Raw genomic sequence first — 16,540 nt, 5'->3', positions numbered from 1 at the left:
AGCCGCACCGTATATGGGACGCCTTTTCACATCGTCGCTGGTCGACACTTCGGAACACCACGCAATGCTCCGCGATAGCGTGGGCAAGCTGGTCGCAGGCTTCGGCCGCAAGTACTTTCAGGACGTCTACAAGCGGGGCGCCAAGCCGGTGGAGCTTTGGGACGCCCTTGGCGAAGCCGGCTTCCTTGGCGTGCATGTGGCCGAGGAGTTCGGCGGCGGCGGCGGTGGCATGGCCGACTATAACGTCATCGTCGAGGAAACCGCGGCGCAGGGTTGCCCGATCCTGTCGTTGGTGATCGGGTCGATATGCGCGCCGATCATCCAGCAACATGGCAGCGACGAGATCAAGGCTGACTGGCTGCCCGGCCTCGCCTCAGGGAAGAAGCGTCTGGCCTTCGCCATTACCGAACCCGACGCTGGGTCGAATACGCACAAAGTTTCGACGGTGTGCCGGCCGGACGGCAACGGATGGTCGATCAAGGGCGCCAAGTACTGGACCTCGGCCGTGGACGAGGTGGACGCGATCATGGTCGTTGCGCGGGGCGAGGTCCTCGACGAGCGGGGCAGGGGCGCGCTTTCGCTGTTCCTGGTCCCGGTCGACGCCCCTGGCATCAGCAAGACCCCGATCGAGACGGCGCTGCATGTACCCGAAACCCAGTTCATGCTGCATTTCGACAATGTCAAAGTCCCCGCCGACGCTCTGGTCGGGCAGGAGGGGCAGGGGCTCAAGCACCTCTTTGCCGGGCTCAATCCCGAACGCATCTGTGCCGCGGCGATCAACAATGGCATTGCCCGATATGCGATCGAGAAAGGCGCGGAATATGCGGGGGAACGGTCCGTGTGGGGCGTGCCGATCGGAGCGCATCAGGGCGTCGCGCATCCGCTCGCCCAGGCCTATGTCGGCGTGCAGCAAGCGCGGTTGATGACCGCGCGCGCCGCGGAGCTTTACGACCAGGGATCGTCCGAAGCGGGCGAGGTCGCCAACATGGCCAAGTTTGCGGCGGCCGACTCTTCGCTGGTCGCGCTCGATCAGGCGATACAGGTGCACGGCGGGAACGGGCTCTCGATCGAATACGGGCTGGCGGATCTCTGGTTCATCGCGCGGCTGCATAAGACCGCGCCGGTCAGCCGGGAAATGGTGCTGAACTTCTTCGCCCAACATTCTCTGGGTCTTCCGAAAAGCTACTGATGGCGTGAGGGAGGAGACATGGCGCACAATATCAAGGAATACGAAAGCTTTGGCGAGGTGCTGCGGCGACATGCGCGGCAGCGGCCTCAGGCCCCGGCGCTGACGTTCCGCGACCGGACGCAGACTTTCGCGGCGCTTCACGAGGGCAGCTCGCGTCTGGCCAACCTGCTCTTGTCGCGCGGCGTCGGGGCGGGAGACCGAGTGGCCGTGATCAGCAAGAACCGGCCTGAGATCTACGAACTCATCTACGCTTGCAACAAGATCGGGGCGGCACTCGTGTCCATCAACTGGCGGCTGTCGGCGCGGGAGCTTGGCCTGATCCTCTCCGATTGCGACCCCGCGCTGGTGCTGACCGACGAGACCGGCGACGCGCTGTTGAGGCAGACCGGTATTGCCATCCCCGCGCTTCACTTCGGCGACGCGTTCGAGGCCGAGCGCACCAAGGCGGCTCCTGAAGATCCGGGTCACGTCGGCACACCGGAGGAAACGGCGCTGATCCTTTACACCTCCGGCACGACGGGATTGCCGAAAGGAGTGATGCTGTCCAACCGGGGCATGTCCTATACCCGTGATCTCGCGGTGGCCTGGAACATGGACGAGACCAGCGTGAACCTCGTGGCGATGCCGCTGTTCCATATCGGCGGCTGCGGCTACGGCAGCAGCACGATGCTCGCGGGCGGACATACGATCCTGCTGCCCGAGGTTGACGTTGCACAGATCCTGGCAGTCATCCCGCGCTACCGCGTCACCCACGCCTTTCTCGTGCCCGCAGTTATCCAGGTTCTGCTGAACGCGCCAGGGGTGCAGGACGCGGATCTGAGCAGCCTCAAACTGATGATGTACGGCGCCGCGCCCATGGGGGACGTCCTGCTGCGCCGGGCCATGGCAGTGCTGGGCTGCCAGTTCATGCATGCCTACGGGATGACCGAAAGCTCCGGCACGGTGGTGATCCTCGAACCGGCCAGTCACGATCCGGGCGGGCCGAAAAGCGGCTTGTTGAAATCCTGCGGCAAGGCGCTGCCCTGGGTGGAGCTTCGCGTGGTCGATCCGGCCACGGGCACCGATGCCGGAACCGGTAATGTGGGCGAGATCTGGCTGCGTACGCCGATGCTGATGTCGGGCTACTGGCACAACCCCCGCGCGACGGAAGAGGCGATCACCCCGGAGGGCTGGTTCCGAACCGGCGACGCAGCCTATCTCGATGGCGAGGGACATGTGTTCCTGTTCGACCGCTTCAAGGACATGATCATCTCGGGCGGCGAGAATATCTATCCTGCCGAGATCGAGAATGTACTGAACGGCCATCCGGCGGTGGCTGAGGTCGGAGTCATCGGTGTTCCTCACGAAAAGTGGGGCGAAACCCCGCTGGCCGTGGTGGTGCGCAAGCCGGGGCAGGAGGCCACGGCCGAAGAGCTGATCGCCTATACCCGCGCCAACCTCGCCACCTACAAATGTCCGAGCCGCGTCCTCATTGCCGAGGCTTTGCCGCGCAGTGCGTCCGGAAAGCTGCTCAAGTTCGAAATGCGAAAGATGTTCGGGGGTGCGGCATGACAGAGGCTCTGGCACTCGTGCGTCGTTGGGTCGTCGACTATTTCAACAGCCATGACTCGGCGGCCGCGCGGGAGTTCTGTGCGCCGGACTATGCGCTGAGCATCGGGGATGTGGTGCTGGCGGGGCGCGACGAGGTCTGGTTGCCTGCCGTGGAAATCCAGATGCGGAACTTTCCCGGCATGGGCATGACCGTTCACCAGACGGTGACCGGAGAGGGCTGGGCCGCCGTTTGGTTCAGCGAACACGGGGCCAGCAAGGGCAAGGCAGCCGTCTGGTCCGGCGTGGCAATCTACCGGACAGACGGGAAGGTGCTGACCGGCTGCGTGGCGCAGGAAGATTACATGACCCGTCGACGTCAACTGAAAAGCGGCGTGGCCGACCCCGTCGATCCGCCCGCCGTCGCCCCGTGGGATGTTGAAGCACAACCCAGAAATGCCGAAGCTGAAGCGATTGTTGCCCAATGGCTTCAGGGCGCGTGGCCCAGGGACGGCGCAATCTGCGACGACGACCATATCTCGGGCTCTCCCCTGGCCTTTGAGGTTACGGGGGCAGAGTTCGGGGAAATGCTTTCCTCGGGAGAGCATGTTGCCTTCAACCTGCGTCAGTCGGGCACCTACCTCTCGGGCCTGCCGGACGTGACCGGCCGGATTCCGGCAACCTTGGACGTCAACGGACTTGTCAGGGTCTCCGGCGGGCGCGTCGTGTCGGGGCGGGTGATCCGCGACCGTATGGGCCTCTGGTCCCGGATACGGAGCACGACATGACGGCCCCTGTTCTGACAGAGCGCAACGGCGCGGTGTTGGTGGTGAAGCTCAACCGGCCCGAGCGCCGCAACGCGATCAACCGGGTCGCCTCCGAAGCGGTGGCCGCCGCGATGGATGTCTTTGACTCGGATGATGCCCTCTCCGTAGCGATACTGACGGGGGTGGGCGAGCATTTTTGCGCTGGTATGGACCTGAAGGCGTTTCTGGCCGGCGAACGCGTCGAACTGGCGGATCGCGGCCTGTGCGGTATCATCCAAACGCCGCCGCGCAAGCCGCTCATCGCCGCCATTGAAGGTTACGCTCTGGCCGGCGGGTTCGAAATCGCGCTGGCCTGCGACCTGATCGTTGCCTCGGAGACCGCGCAGTTCGGTCTGCCCGAGACCCGGCGCGGTTTGATCGCAGGGTCGGGCGGGCTGGTGCGTCTGCCCGAGAGGATACCACAGCAGATCGCGATGGAATGCGCCCTGACCGGCCGGATGATCCCCGCGGTGGAAGCCGAACGCTGGGGTCTCATCAACCGGCTTTGCCGACCTGGCGAGGCTCTGAGCCAGGCCTGCGCGCTGGCAGCGGAGATCGCGGCGAACGCGCCCATGGCGCTGGCGGCGACCAAGCGCGTTATCACTGAAAGTGGCCGCTGGTCGGAACAGGACCTCTGGCCGCGACAGAACGCCATTCTCGAAACTGTCATCACCTCTGACGATGCGCGCGAAGGCGCGGCAGCCTTTGCCGAGAAGCGCCCCCCTAAATGGACCGGGCGGTGAAGTAGAGTACAACTTCAGGCCGGAAGACCCGGCGGAAACCCGCATCAACTTCGTTGTTCTGGCCGCAGGCGGTCGGTACGCAGACCAAGGAGAAAACATGAGAGACGCAGCCATCATATCCACTGCACGCACCGGCATTGGCCGGGCGTTCAAGGGTGCTCTGAACGCCACAAAATCCCCCACGATGATGGGCCATGCGATGCACCACGCACTGCTGCGGGCCGGCGTCGAGGGGGCGGAGATCGACGATGCCGTGATCGGTACCGTCCTCGCTTCCGGCACGGCGGGCATGAACATTGCCCGGAATGCCGCGTTCGCGGCCGGACTGCCGGTGACGGTCTCGGCGCAGACAATGGATCGCCAGTGCGCCTCGGGCCTGATGGCGGTGGCGACGGCAGCCAAGCAGATCATGGTGGACGGCATGACGATCACCATGGCAGGTGGTCAGGATAACATCTCGGCCGTGCAGGGCCCGTATTTCGAGGCCGCGATGGCCGCCAAGGATCCCAACGTCACCGCCCGTGTGGAACATGCCTACATGCCGATGCTCCAGACCGCCGAGGTGGTCGCCGAGCGCTACGGGATCGGCCGGGATGCGCAGGACGAATATTCGCTCCTCTCGCAGCAACGCACTGCGGCCGCACAGCAGGCCGGGCGCTTCGATGACGAGATTGTGCCATTCGAAACGACCATGATCGTCAAGGATCGCGAGACCGGGACAGTTTCGGAACTGCCGGTCACGCTGGAAAAGGACGAGGGCAACCGTCCTTCGACCACGCTGGAGTCTCTGACGTCGTTGAAACCGGTGATCGAGGGCGGCGTCGTCACCGCCGGCAACGCCAGCCAGCTGTCCGACGGGGCCAGTGCGCTGGTCCTGATGGAGGCAACAGAGGCCTCGCGTCGCGGGATCGCCCCGCTCGGCTTCTATCGCGGCATGGCCGTGGCCGGTTGCGCGCCCGAGGAAATGGGGATCGGTCCGGTCTTCGCCGTGCCGAAATTGCTCAAGCAGCACGGCCTGAAAGTCGGTGACATCGGCCTTTGGGAGCTGAACGAGGCCTTTGCCTGCCAGGCGCTCTACTGCCGCGACAAACTCGGCATCGACCCCGAGATCTACAATGTCAACGGCGGCGCGATTTCGATCGGACATCCCTATGGCATGACCGGCGCGCGGCTGGTCGGCCATGCGTTGATCGAGGGAAAGCGGCGCGGCGTGAAGTACGTGGTCGTGACCATGTGCGTCGGTGGCGGCATGGGGGCCGCAGGGCTGTTCGAGGTGGCATGATCCCGGCTTGAGGCGCGGACGGTCTCCGTCCGCGCCTGAGTCCGATCGAATGGGTGAGGAGGACCCTGGATGGACGGGAAAAATGAAACGCTGAAGGGCGAGGTGGCCGTTGTGACCGGCGGGGCCAGCGGAATAGGGCTGGGTCTGGCGCGTGCCTTGGGCAGGGCGTGGCGCGACGGTGGTCATCGCCGATATTGATCCGAACCGCGACGTGATCGCCGATCGGCTCCGGGAGGAGGGGATGACGGTTCAGTCGGCTGCTCTGGACGTGTCCATGCGCGAGGACTGGCACAGGCTGGCAGAGGAGATGCTGGCCAGCCATGGCGGAGCGTCCATCCTGTGCAACAACGCAGGGCTGACAATCCCTCGTGCGGCCGTGGGAGCCTATGAGCCGGAACTTTGGGATCGCGTGATCCGCGTCAACCTGACGGGCGTGTTCAACGGATGCCACACAATGCTGTCGACGATGAGACTGCCGGACCGGACCACCAGGATACTCAACACGGCGTCGATCAGCGGGCTTTTCGCGACGCCTGGACTGAATGCCTACACTGCTTCGAAGCATGCCGTAGTCGCGCTGTCGGATGCCCTTCGCTTCGAGCAGGCCGGGGAAAACGTCACGGTCAGCGTTCTCTGTCCGGGCTTCGTCAACACGTCCATCACGCTCAATTCACAGCGTTTCGTCAAGAGCGATGCGATGTCGAATAGTGAACGGGAGGCCATGAAGACCCGGCTCGCCGGATCCATGCACCCCGATGTCGCGGGAGAGATCGCGGTCAAGGGTCTGCTCGAGGGACGGCCCTACATCTTCCCGCATCCCGAATACCAGGCCGTCTTTGACCGGCGTTCAGCGGTGATCCGGGAGGCTTTCGCGTCAACTGCAGCGACCGGAACGGACGACGAGATAGCTGCGCTTGGCGGGGCGTGGCTGGGCCACTGAGCCAGGCGCGGCGACTGACTTTCTGACATATTCGACAACCCGATGCGTCAAAACAAGGAGCTGAAATCCGACGGCCGATTGCGACTTCGGTCGCGGTTCCCGGATTACAGGGACTGCGCCGTCCTTGCGCTTTGTGAGGGAGACGGCTCTGCCTGAAAAGCCCAAGGGCGAGACCGAATGCACCCATGCCAGGCGCCTTCGGTCAGGTCACATAAGCCCCGGAAGGCGAGGCCCGCTCAGTGTTTCGCCACCGAGTCCCGGATTGGAGCCGCCGGTTGCGCAACCGGTTTGACGGGGCTGTGCTTGACCCGAGCCACGCCGTTTTTCTTGTAGTCTTCCGCGAGTCTCTTGCGATACCGCACCGGGTCGAGCTCCAGCCCGTATCTCGGGCTGTCCGGGAACTGCTTCTTCTGGAACGCCAGGTCCTCGTCAATCGCCTGGTTGAGGGCCGTGCTGGGCGGCAGCTTGATGTCACCGCTGGCAATCGCAGCTACATATTCGCTCTGCTCGTCCATCATGCGGATATTGCTGCCGCCGGTCGCGTCGAAGAAGCCGACAAAGAACATGTTCGGCAGGTCAGGGTGGACGATCCGGTTGTAAAGATGCAGATGAGTGCCGCGCACGGGAGAGGTGCCGTCCGGCAGGAACGGCAGGTCGGTCTCGTACCCTGTGGCTGCGATGATCGCGTCGACCTCTTCAACGGTCCCGTCGGTGAAATGAACGGTCTTGCCTTCGACCCTGTCGATCCCGGGTTTGCCTATGATGCGGTTCCACGCCAGATGAAAGATCAACGTGGGATGGCTGATCGGGTGGGTGCGGCCCTTCGGCGTCCGAAAGCCCCAGTCCTCCATCCTGCCATGGAAGATGCGCGTCAGTTGCGTGCGGATCCAGACCTTCAGTTTCCATGGCAGCCAGGGTTTTTCCAGCAGCATCAATGTGCGCGACTGCGGCTTTCCGAACATCATCCTCGGCATGATGAGCACCGGGGACCTTGCCGCCAGAAAAGTCTGTTCCGTGACCGTGCAAATGTCCGCCGCAATGTCCACGCCACTGTTGCCGGGGCCGATTACCAGCACCCGCTTGCCGGCGTAGGGGTCGGGAACGCGATAGGCGTGCGCATGGATGTATTCGCCTGTAAAGCCCTTGATCTGATCTGGATGGCGCGGCGAGCTTTGATGCCCCGATGCCACAACGACACCGTCGAAGACGTCCGTGGACCCGTCGGCCATGGTCAGGCGATATCCGTCGCCCTCACGCACGATGGCATCGACCCGGCTTTTGAACCGTATCCGCCGCCTGAGATCGAACGTGTCCGCGTAGCTGTTGAAATAAGCCTCCATCTCGGTCGTTCCGGGATAATACTGGGTTCCTTCAGGAAACGGGAAATCGAGGTATGAGCTGACACCCGATTCCGAGTTGATGCGGAGCGATTTGTACGCCGGGCTGCGCCCGCTGTCGTTCTCGTAGACCCAGAGCCCGCCGATGCGCGTCCCGATCTCAAAGATCACCGGCTCAATGCCCTTCGCTAGAAGGTACTTGGCTGAACAGAGCCCCCCGGCTCCGGCTCCGATGACTGCGAAACGCTTCTTGCTCATGCGATGTTCACCTTGTTGCGGTCCTGTGGAGAGAGACGCGAAACGGCTCTCATGTTGCTACGTAACCGCCATGGCGGGTTCATTTGTCGGACGCGTCTGCCTGCCGGTCCAGTGCGCCCGGCAGATCCGACCTCGGCGAAGTTATCCGCCTGCGAAACCGATCAGATTATTAATATACTAATTGGTAGAATTTGCATTGGGCGCTGTCAACACTGACTTTGCGACGATGATGGATATCCGCCGCACGCTGCCCGATGTCTTGCCAAAGAATCTCCTCCCCGACCCGGAGGATCGGGTGCGCAGGGGTGCCTTGTGCGCCTTTGATGCTCCCGCGCATGGCTAGGCCTGCCAGAGCGCCATCGCAAGGCCTCTGACATTCGCGCGTCTCGGTCGCTTCAATTTTATGATTATGCGCAGACGGCCACTTCAGGCGCTGAATTCACCACCGTCGCCTCAACAGATAACCGAGAGCAGACAACTCAGGGACTAGCCCGAGGATGAGGCCCGTAAAGGGAATAGGTTTGTAGCGGCCTGAGGCAGGTTCGAAGGACCTGCCTGTTTCATTTGAAGGCCTTCAGGCCGATCAGAACTGAACCAGAATATTCTTGAACTGCCAGGGGTCCTTCTCGTCCTTCTTTTCCGGGAAGAAGGTCTGGCGGCCGGTGAGCGGGGTCCAGTCGGTGTAGTGGCCTTCGACCGGGCCGAGATAGGGCATCTGGATTTCGAGGCAGCGGCGGTAATCCATCTCGTCGGCCTCGACGATGCCGGCCTCCGGGTTTTCGAGCGCCCAGACCATGCCGGCCAGTACCGCGGAGGTTACCTGCAGGGCCGTGGCGTTCTGGTAGGGCACCAGATTGCGGGTCTCCTCCATCGAAAGCCTGGAGCCGTACCAGTAGGCATTCTTGTCATGGCCGTAGAGCAGCACGCCGAGTTCATCGATCCCGGTCAGGATATCGGCTTCCTCGAGAACCAGCATGTCCTTCTGCGGCGTGCCGCCATTGCCGAACATCTCGTCGAGCGACAGCACGGCGACATCGGCCGGATGGTAGGCGTAGTGGCAGGTCGGGCGATAGGTGACCTTGTCGCGATCGTTGCGGACGGTGAAGAAGTCGGCAATCGAGATCGACTCGTTGTGGGTAACGAGGAAGCCGTATTGCGGGCCGGGCGTCGGGCACCAGCTTCTGACCCTGGTATTGGCGCCGGGCTGTTCGAGATAGATCGCCGCCTTGCAGCCTTTCCGGTGCTTCTTGGCGTTCTTCGGCATCCATTTCTCATGGGTGCCCCAGCCGAGTTCTGCCGGCTGCATGCCCTCGGCCACGAAGCCTTCCACCGACCAGGTGTTCCAGAACGCATTCTGCGGGCGCAGAAATTTCGAACGCTGGGTATCGCGTTCGGCAATGTGGATGCCCTTGACGCCGGTCTCCTTCATCAGCGACGCCCAGCCCTCGCGGTCATCGGCGGCAGGTTCGGCGAAGCTGACGCCGGTCTCGCGCGCGACATCGACAAGCGCCTGCTTGACGAACCAGGACACCATGCCCGGATTGGCGCCGCAGCAGGAAACGGCGGTGGTGCCGCCGGGGTTCTTCCGCTTCTCCTTGCGCACGGTCTCGCGCAGCGCGTAATTGGTGCGCTCGGCGTTGCTTTGGTTCTCGTCGAAATAGAAGCCGAGCCAGGGCTCGATCACGGTGTCGATATAGAGCACGCCGAGCGAGCGGCAGAGCTTCATCAGATCGAGCGAGGAGGTGTCGACCGACAGGTTGACGCAGAAGCCCTGGCCTTCGCCCTCGGTCAGGAGCGGCTCCAGCAATTCCTCGTAATTGTCCTTGGTCACCGCCGCGTGGATAAAGCGCACGCCGTGATTGGCGGCGAGGTTTGCGTGGCCGTCATTCGGATCGATGATGACCATGCGCGACTTGTCGAAACGGAAATGCCTTTCGATCAGCGGCAATGCGCCGCGGCCGATGGACCCGAAGCCGATCATGACGATGGGGCCGGTGATTTCGGCGTGGATCGGGAATTCCTGCTGCATTTCCATGTCCTTCTTGTTTATCTGGCGGGCGACCGGCGGTCATTTCTCGACTTCGCGCAGGCCGGCTTTCCGGACGCGCTATAAAGTGGAATTGTGACGCGGCGTTAATGTTCCCTCGCGCAAAGCGAGATCATACCAACGCGCTCAAGTAAAGCGGATTTATGGCCGCAGTGCCAGCCGTCAATGCCGTTCGTCAGCGCAAAAGGGCTTCGAGCCAGGCGATCAGCGCATCTATATCGGCATCCATCATGCCCTTGTAACCGCGCTCTTCGGCGCTCAGCCCATGAAGCTGGCCGATCATGGCGGTCGCGATCGTCTTGCGTTCGGGATGGCGCAGAATGGCCTCAACGGGATCCATGTAGATGCGGATGGTGAACAGGATCGCGCCCGTTTGCGGCAGGCGCGTCAGCGTCTGGCGCTCGACCCGCATGAAATTGGCCGCGATCGGCCGGATGGGGCGGAACGGGTCTTCGGGCAGGTGTTTTGAAACCGGCATGGCCAGCGCATTGGCGCCCTTGAACGACCAGTTGAAGCGTTCGGCGGGCAGGCCGGGCTTGAGATTGTCGAAGATGCGGGCAACCAGCGCGGCGTTGCGGGTGCCCGCGGAAAAGCCGGGCACGTCGGCATGCACCTCCTCCATCGGCCGGCCGGCCTTCTCGGCCAGAGACCAGGAGGAGGGAAAGGCGATGAAACCCGCCGCGAGATGCCAGCGATCCTCGCGCTTCATCAGGATCGCGAGATCATCCTCGATCAGCATGCCGGCCGTCATCAGCGGCGGAACGGCGGGATCGTCGAGCGCAACGGCGCGGTCGAGAAAACGAAGGCGGTTGCCATCGCGCCGGTAGAGGCCGGCGTGGCGCGTTTCGAGGTGGCCGGCGATCAGCGCCAGCGCCTCGCGGCTGGCCGCAAGGCTGTCATCCTCGGTGCGGAAGATTTCCTCGCGACGGACCGCCAGCAGGCGTTCCTTTTCGGCGAGATAGCGGCCGAGATCGTCGCCGGGCTCCAGCCATTTGTCGGGATCAAGCGCGGAAAGGCCGATCGAGAACGGCTTGTAGGCGCGGCCATAGGGTATCAGCCGCAGGTGCTCAGTCGCCATCCTTCAGGCCTTCAAGGGAGGGCAGGGTGCGGGTGAAATTGACCTCGGTGAGTTCGAAGCTGGCGACGCCTTCCGCGACGAACGGGTCCTGCCGGCAGATTTCCTCGACCGCGGCCATCGTGCCGCGCGCCATGATCACGCCGCCGGTGCGCGGCACCTTGCGGCCCGACGCGACGAAGTCGCCGGTCTCGTAATAGCTGTTCAGCCAGGCGATATGGCCGTCGAAATGCTTTTCCACCTCTTCGATCGGCTGGATATAGGTAAGGGAAATCAGGATCATGGCAAACTCACTCGGCGGCAGCGACTAGGGGCGCGGGGGCGGCGAAACGGGCTTTCAGAAGGGCTTCCTCATATTCGCCGGCCGCCGTTGAATCGAGCACCACGCCGCCGCCGACATTGAAGGTCGCCCGGCCGTCATCGTAGAGGCTCACGGTGCGGATTGCCACATTGAACTGCATGGCCCCGTCCGGCGCGATATGGCCGATCGCCCCGCAATAGGCGCCGCGCTGGCTGCCCTCCAGCCGGTGCAGGATTTTCATCGCGGAAATCTTGGGCGCGCCGGTGATCGAGCCGCAGGGAAACAACGCGCGGAAGATGTCCTCGATCGTGGCGCCCGGCTGAAGTCTGGCGCGCACCTTGCTCACCATCTGATGCAGCGTCGGATAGGTCTCGATTTCGAACAGCTTGGGCACGTGAACCGATCCCGGCTCGGCGATCCGCGAGATGTCGTTTCTGAGCAGGTCGACGATCATGCAGTTTTCGGCCAGCATCTTGTCGTCCTCGCCCATCGCCGCGATAATTTCCGCATCTTCCGCAGCGGTTTGTCCGCGCGGGGCGGTGCCCTTCATCGGATGGGTCTCGATCATGCCGTCGGCGTCGGTGCGGAAGAACAGTTCCGGCGAGCGCGACAGGATGCGCGGGCCGACGAGGTCGACGAACGCGGCATAGCGCACCGGCTGCTGCCGGGCGAGACCGTGAAAGGCCGCAAGCGGATCGCCGCTCCAGCGCGCATGGACCGGAAAGGTCAGATTGCCCTGATAGCAATCGCCGGCCATTAGATGGGCATGCAGCCGCTCGAAACGGGGGCGATAGTCGTCAAAATCCCAGGCGGGCCGGATGTCGGCAAGAAAACCGGCTTCCGGCTGGAGCGCCGGCGGCGCTGTCTGCTCCGGCGTGTCGAAGACGCCGAAGCAGAGATACGGCAGGTCCGGCTTTTGGGGCGCTAGGCCCGCCAGCGCAGGGTCGAGCAGAAAGCCCGCCTCGTAGGACATGTAGCCCGCCATGAAGCGTCCGGAGGCCCTGACCGCCTCCATCCGCTCCAGCGCAGGAATAAAGTCCTCGGCGGTTTCGGCAACGATGATATCTTCGGGCGCGCGAAAGCTGAGCATCTGGCCCGAAAGATCGTCGCAGAAAACGACCTGCTTGCCGCGCGTCATCTCATTCCAGCGCTTCAAGTTCGTCGATAAGCCCCTCGATCATCGAAAGCCCCTTGCCCCAGAAGGCGGGGTCGGAGGCGTCGAGCCCGAACGGCTTCAGCAGTTCGGAATGGTGCTTGGTGCCGCCGGCGGTCAGCATGTCGAAATACTTGTCCTGGAAACCGCTTTCGGCGTTCTGGTAGACTGCGTAGAGCGAGTTCACCAGGCAATCGCCGAAGGCATAGGCATAGACGTAGAACGGCGAATGGATGAAGTGGGGCACATAGCTCCAATAGGTCTCGTAGCCGTCCGCGAGTTTGATCGCGGGACCGAGGCTCTCGCCCTGCACCGACATCCACATTTCGGAAATCTGGTCCTCGGTCAGTTCGCCCTCGCGGCGCGCGGTGTGGACCTTGCGCTCGAACTGGTAGAAGGCGATCTGGCGCACGACCGTGTTGATCATGTCCTCCACCTTCTGCGCCAGCATCGCCTTGCGGGTGGCCTTGTCTTCGGTCTTTGCCAGAAGCGCCCGGAAGGTCAGCATTTCGCCGAAGACCGAGGCGGTTTCGGCAAGTGTGAGCGGCGTAGAGCACATCAGCGCGCCCTGCTTGGCGGCGAGCACCTGATGAACGCCGTGGCCCAGCTCATGGGCAAGCGTCATCACATCGCGCGGCTTGCCGAGATAGTTGACGAGCACGTAAGGATGGGCCGACGGCACGGTCGGGTGCGCGAAGGCGCCGGTGCGCTTGCCGGGGCGGATCGGGGCGTCGATCCAGCGCTCGTCGAAGAAGCGCTGGGCGATGCCGCCCATTTCCGGCGAGAACGCGCCATAGGCCGAAAGCACGGTCTCGCGCGCTTCCTCCCACGGGATCACGCGTTCGGCGGTGTCGGGCAGCGGGGCGTTGCGGTCCCAGTAATTCATCTGGTCCATGCCGAGCCATTTCGCCTTCATCGCGTAATAGCGGTGGGAGAGGCGCGGATAGGCCTCGCGCACCGCTTCCGTCAGCGCATCCACCACCTCGCGCTCGACGCGGTTGGAGAGGTGGCGGCTGTCGGCGATGTCCTCGAAGGCGTGCCAGCGGCTGTTGATCTCGGTATCCTTGGCGACCGTGTTCATGATCAGCGAGAAGGTCGGCAGATTGTCCTTGAAGGTGGCGGCAAGCGCCTCGGCCGCCTTGCGGCGCACCGGTTCCTTGTTGTCGGAAAGCAGGTTGAGCGCCTTTTCGATCGGCATTTCCTCGCCGTCGATGGTGAAGCGCATCCGGTCCATGGTCTGGTCGAACAGGCGGTTGAAGGCCTGGCTGCCGGTGGTCGACTTCTCCATGAAGAGCTGTTCGAGCCGGTCGTCAAGCTGGTGCGGCTTTTCCTTCCTTAGGTCCAGTACCCAGGGCCGGTAGCGGGCAAAGCGCGGATCGTTTGCAAGCGCCTTTTCGATCGCCTCCTCGGAAAGCCGGTTCAGTTCCAGTTCGAAGAACAGCAGATCGGCGTAGATTTCGGTGATCCGCGTCGAGGTGTCGCCGTAGAGCTTGCGCAGCGCCGGGTCGCTGGCATTGGCGTAGTAGGAAAGGCCGGCGAACGAGCCGAGCCGGCCGAGCGTGTCGCCGATCGCCTCATAGGTTTCGGTCGCAGCCCCCAGCCCGTCATCGCCGGATTTTTCGGCGGCTTCGGCCAGATGGCCCTTCCAGCGTTCGGAGAAGGCGCGCGCCTTTCTGGCGGAGTCATCGAAATCGCCGGCAAATTCGGGCGAGGTCGCGCTCGGATAGAGATGCGACAGATCCCATTCCGGCAGGGTGCCAAGTTCCGGGCTTTCCGCCCTGCCGGCGGCGGCATCGGCGGGAAGGGAGGGGAAACGGGGATTGAACATGGGGCTGCCTTTCGTGATCTGTGTGCCGCCTCAACATATGGTTCGCGCCCGCCGCCCGCAACGGCGGAATTTCCCACTCTGCCGCCGCAGTCCGCAATGGGTCAAATGAGGTGGCCGAAAGCCGCCTCGTGCGCCAAACAATTTGATCTGCAACAATGGGTTAACCCTTATGTAAGCTTAATCTGATACCACGATGGTTGGAAATTAACGGAATGTTGCCTATAAAAGGCGACCTGAAATTGTGTCGGAAAATCGCCTCGTTTGCGCCGCATTGCGCCTTCAGAAAAGAGGTTCTAATCTCTTGTGTCGGCATTTGCCTTGCGCTCGGGGGAGCCTTCGGGACGTTCAGAGAATCCAGGGAGAGTCCGGTTTGACTATCCGTCCATATCGCGCGTTCTTGCGTCGGACATTTGCTGTACTGGCCGTACTGGCGGCGACGCTGTGCTTTTTCGGCGGCGTCGAGGCGCGCGCTGAGACCCGGACACTCAAGATCTATTTCATTCATACCGGCGAAAAGGCCGAGATCACCTTCAAGCGCAATGGCCGCTATGACAAGAAGGGGCTCGAGCAGCTCAACTGGTTCCTGCGCGACTGGCGCCGCAAGGAGCCGACCACAATGAACCCGAAGCTGTTCGATCTGGTCTGGGAGGTCTATCAGCAGGTTGGCGCGACCGATTATATCAATGTCGTGTCGGCCTATCGCTCGCCCGAGACCAACGCCATGCTTCGCAAGACGTCCTCCGGCGTTGCCAAGAAATCGCAGCACATGCTTGGCAACGCGATGGACTTCTTCATTCCGGGCGTGCCGCTCGCCAAGCTGCGCGCAACCGCCATGAAAATGCAGCGGGGCGGGGTCGGCTACTATCCGAAATCCGGTTCGCCCTTCGTGCATCTTGATGTGGCGAGCGTGCGTGCCTGGCCGCGCATGAGCCGCAGCCAGCTCGTATCGCTGTTCCCGGAAGGTCACACTCTGCACCTGCCCGCAGACGGCAAGCCACTGCCGGGCTATAACGAGGCATTGGCCGAGTATAAGGCCAAGGGCGCGGTCGGATCGTCGCAGCCCGTCCAGGTCGCAAGCGCGGATGATGGCGACGAGGATGAACGTCCGAACCTTCTCTCCATGCTGTTCGGCAAGCGCGACAAGGGCGATGCCGAACCGCCGACGCCGAGCAGGCCCTCGCGCCAGCAGGCCCAGCCGCAGCGTCAGGCCGAACCCGCCCAGCGTCCCGTCGATATCCTGACGGCGGCTGTCACCTTCGACAATCTCGATATTCCGCTGCCGCTCAGCAGGCCCAGCGCCGGCGAGGCCGATCTCGGAACGCCGCTCGCGACCGCGCTGGTTGATCCGACGCCGACAGCGGCCGAAACGGCTGCCGACCCGGCCCTGGCTCTGGCCGCTGCCAATGTGCCGTTGCCGCAGACGCGTCCGTCCGCCTTGGGGCCGGAAGAGGGCGTGTCCGTCGCCGATATTCTTGTGTCAGAGGCCGCCGATCCGGTCACGGCCGCGCCCGCGGCGGAGGTTGCCGCCCTGCAAACGGATGATGCCGGTTTCGACGGCGATCGCTTCGGCCTGTTCGATGGCGAGGTGCCGGTGCCCAGCCCCCGTCTCGCCTATGCCGAAACCGGCGGCGCGGCGATGGGCGTCGACGCGGCGCCGACGCCAAGGCCCACGCTCGCCGTGGCCGCGCCGGCGACCGAAGCCCCGATCGACGATGCCCGCACCGAGCTTGCCCGCAAGCTTGCCGCGATGGGGGAGACGACCGAACTCGCCTATAATGAGGATGCGGACTTCCGCACACTGTTCAAGCCGACGGCCGCGCGCATCAATGCCGCAGCTCCCGCTTCCCCGCAAAAGGGCGGGCGTCCGGGCGATGTAACATCGCTGACATCATCGGATGGCAATATAACGCCTAAACTGGGAAATAATAATCAGGTTTCGACTGAGCCGACCCAAGTTTTAGTTGGCTCTAAGAATAAGACGCAAGATACCCAGACCGTCGTCCAGTATTTTGACTCCGCAAGGTTCTGATTCAATTGTTTTAAGAAATGGACTA

General features: G+C 63.2%; 13 protein-coding genes. 7 read left to right on the top strand and 6 right to left on the bottom strand.

Annotation, left to right across the window (positions count from 1 at the left end):
• Nucleotides 1-13: 13 nt before the first annotated feature.
• From V6766_RS09735 to V6766_RS09710, 6 genes are all read left to right on the top strand, one after another.
• Nucleotides 14-1,189, top strand: a complete 1,176-nt coding sequence (locus tag V6766_RS09735; RefSeq protein ID WP_448465887.1) for an acyl-CoA dehydrogenase family protein — start codon at nt 14-16, stop codon at nt 1,187-1,189.
• A gap of 18 nt (nt 1,190-1,207) precedes the next feature.
• Nucleotides 1,208-2,740, top strand: coding sequence for an acyl-CoA synthetase (locus V6766_RS09730; protein ID WP_448465885.1), 1,533 nt, complete (start codon nt 1,208-1,210; stop codon nt 2,738-2,740).
• Nucleotides 2,737-3,504, top strand: a complete 768-nt coding sequence (locus V6766_RS09725) for a nuclear transport factor 2 family protein (protein ID WP_448465883.1) — start codon at nt 2,737-2,739, stop codon at nt 3,502-3,504. Before V6766_RS09730 ends, V6766_RS09725 begins: the two co-directional genes overlap by 4 nt.
• Nucleotides 3,501-4,265 (top strand): crotonase/enoyl-CoA hydratase family protein, encoded by a 765-nt coding sequence (locus V6766_RS09720; RefSeq protein ID WP_448465881.1) that lies wholly within the window; start codon nt 3,501-3,503, stop codon nt 4,263-4,265. Before V6766_RS09725 ends, V6766_RS09720 begins: the two co-directional genes overlap by 4 nt.
• A gap of 97 nt (nt 4,266-4,362) precedes the next feature.
• Nucleotides 4,363-5,547, top strand: coding sequence for an acetyl-CoA C-acyltransferase (locus V6766_RS09715; protein WP_448465879.1), 1,185 nt, complete (start codon nt 4,363-4,365; stop codon nt 5,545-5,547).
• 178 nt (nt 5,548-5,725) lie between these two features.
• Nucleotides 5,726-6,487 carry an SDR family NAD(P)-dependent oxidoreductase gene (locus tag V6766_RS09710; RefSeq protein ID WP_448465877.1) on the top strand — a complete coding sequence of 254 codons (762 nt, stop codon included), beginning with the start codon at nt 5,726-5,728 and terminating at the stop codon, nt 6,485-6,487.
• 236 nt (nt 6,488-6,723) lie between these two features.
• Here the strand turns inward: V6766_RS09710 and V6766_RS09705 are convergent, their stop codons facing one another.
• From V6766_RS09705 to V6766_RS09680, 6 genes are all read right to left on the bottom strand, one after another.
• Entirely contained in the window at nt 6,724-8,082 is a 1,359-nt protein-coding gene (locus V6766_RS09705; RefSeq protein WP_448465875.1) for a flavin-containing monooxygenase, read from the bottom strand.
• A 583-nt stretch (nt 8,083-8,665) separates the two neighbouring features.
• Nucleotides 8,666-10,111, bottom strand: coding sequence for a homospermidine synthase (locus tag V6766_RS09700; RefSeq protein ID WP_448465873.1), 1,446 nt, complete (start codon nt 10,109-10,111; stop codon nt 8,666-8,668).
• A 193-nt stretch (nt 10,112-10,304) separates the two neighbouring features.
• Nucleotides 10,305-11,207, bottom strand: a complete 903-nt coding sequence (locus V6766_RS09695; RefSeq protein ID WP_448465871.1) for a heme-dependent oxidative N-demethylase family protein — start codon at nt 11,205-11,207, stop codon at nt 10,305-10,307.
• Nucleotides 11,197-11,487: a YciI family protein gene (locus V6766_RS09690; protein WP_448465869.1), complete on the bottom strand. Its 291-nt coding sequence runs from the start codon at nt 11,485-11,487 to the stop codon at nt 11,197-11,199. The genes V6766_RS09695 and V6766_RS09690 overlap by 11 nt, the downstream gene beginning before the upstream one ends.
• 7 nt (nt 11,488-11,494) lie before the next feature.
• A complete protein-coding gene (locus V6766_RS09685; RefSeq protein ID WP_448465867.1) occupies nt 11,495-12,643 on the bottom strand; it encodes an aminodeoxychorismate synthase component I in 1,149 nt (382 codons plus the stop codon).
• Nucleotide 12,644: 1 nt separating this feature from the next.
• Nucleotides 12,645-14,486, bottom strand: a complete 1,842-nt coding sequence (locus V6766_RS09680; protein ID WP_448465865.1) for a M3 family oligoendopeptidase — start codon at nt 14,484-14,486, stop codon at nt 12,645-12,647.
• Between the two features lie 370 nt (nt 14,487-14,856).
• On the opposite strand from V6766_RS09680, the gene V6766_RS09675 reads away from it, so the two are divergent.
• Nucleotides 14,857-16,515 (top strand): DUF882 domain-containing protein, encoded by a 1,659-nt coding sequence (locus V6766_RS09675; protein WP_448465863.1) that lies wholly within the window; start codon nt 14,857-14,859, stop codon nt 16,513-16,515.
• Nucleotides 16,516-16,540 lie beyond the last annotated feature (25 nt).

This window comes from Martelella sp. AMO21009, from assembly GCF_053484295.1.
Note: the sequence above shows the minus strand (reverse complement) of the source record. Positions and strands in the feature narration are given on the sequence as shown.

Bases quoted from the DNA above. Each gene is read 5' to 3' on its own strand.
- V6766_RS09700 (WP_448465873.1), bottom strand. From the start codon at position 10,111: ATGCAGCAGGAATTCCCGATCCACGCCGAAATCACCGGCCCCATCGTC.
- V6766_RS09730 (WP_448465885.1), top strand. From the start codon at position 1,208: ATGGCGCACAATATCAAGGAATACGAAAGCTTTGGCGAGGTGCTGCGG.
- V6766_RS09725 (WP_448465883.1), top strand. From the start codon at position 2,737: ATGACAGAGGCTCTGGCACTCGTGCGTCGTTGGGTCGTCGACTATTTC.
- V6766_RS09735 (WP_448465887.1), top strand. From the start codon at position 14: ATGGGACGCCTTTTCACATCGTCGCTGGTCGACACTTCGGAACACCAC.
- V6766_RS09705 (WP_448465875.1), bottom strand. From the start codon at position 8,082: ATGAGCAAGAAGCGTTTCGCAGTCATCGGAGCCGGAGCCGGGGGGCTC.
- V6766_RS09720 (WP_448465881.1), top strand. From the start codon at position 3,501: ATGACGGCCCCTGTTCTGACAGAGCGCAACGGCGCGGTGTTGGTGGTG.
- V6766_RS09685 (WP_448465867.1), bottom strand. From the start codon at position 12,643: ATGACGCGCGGCAAGCAGGTCGTTTTCTGCGACGATCTTTCGGGCCAG.
- V6766_RS09680 (WP_448465865.1), bottom strand. From the start codon at position 14,486: ATGTTCAATCCCCGTTTCCCCTCCCTTCCCGCCGATGCCGCCGCCGGC.
- V6766_RS09690 (WP_448465869.1), bottom strand. From the start codon at position 11,487: ATGATCCTGATTTCCCTTACCTATATCCAGCCGATCGAAGAGGTGGAA.
- V6766_RS09715 (WP_448465879.1), top strand. From the start codon at position 4,363: ATGAGAGACGCAGCCATCATATCCACTGCACGCACCGGCATTGGCCGG.
- V6766_RS09695 (WP_448465871.1), bottom strand. From the start codon at position 11,207: ATGGCGACTGAGCACCTGCGGCTGATACCCTATGGCCGCGCCTACAAG.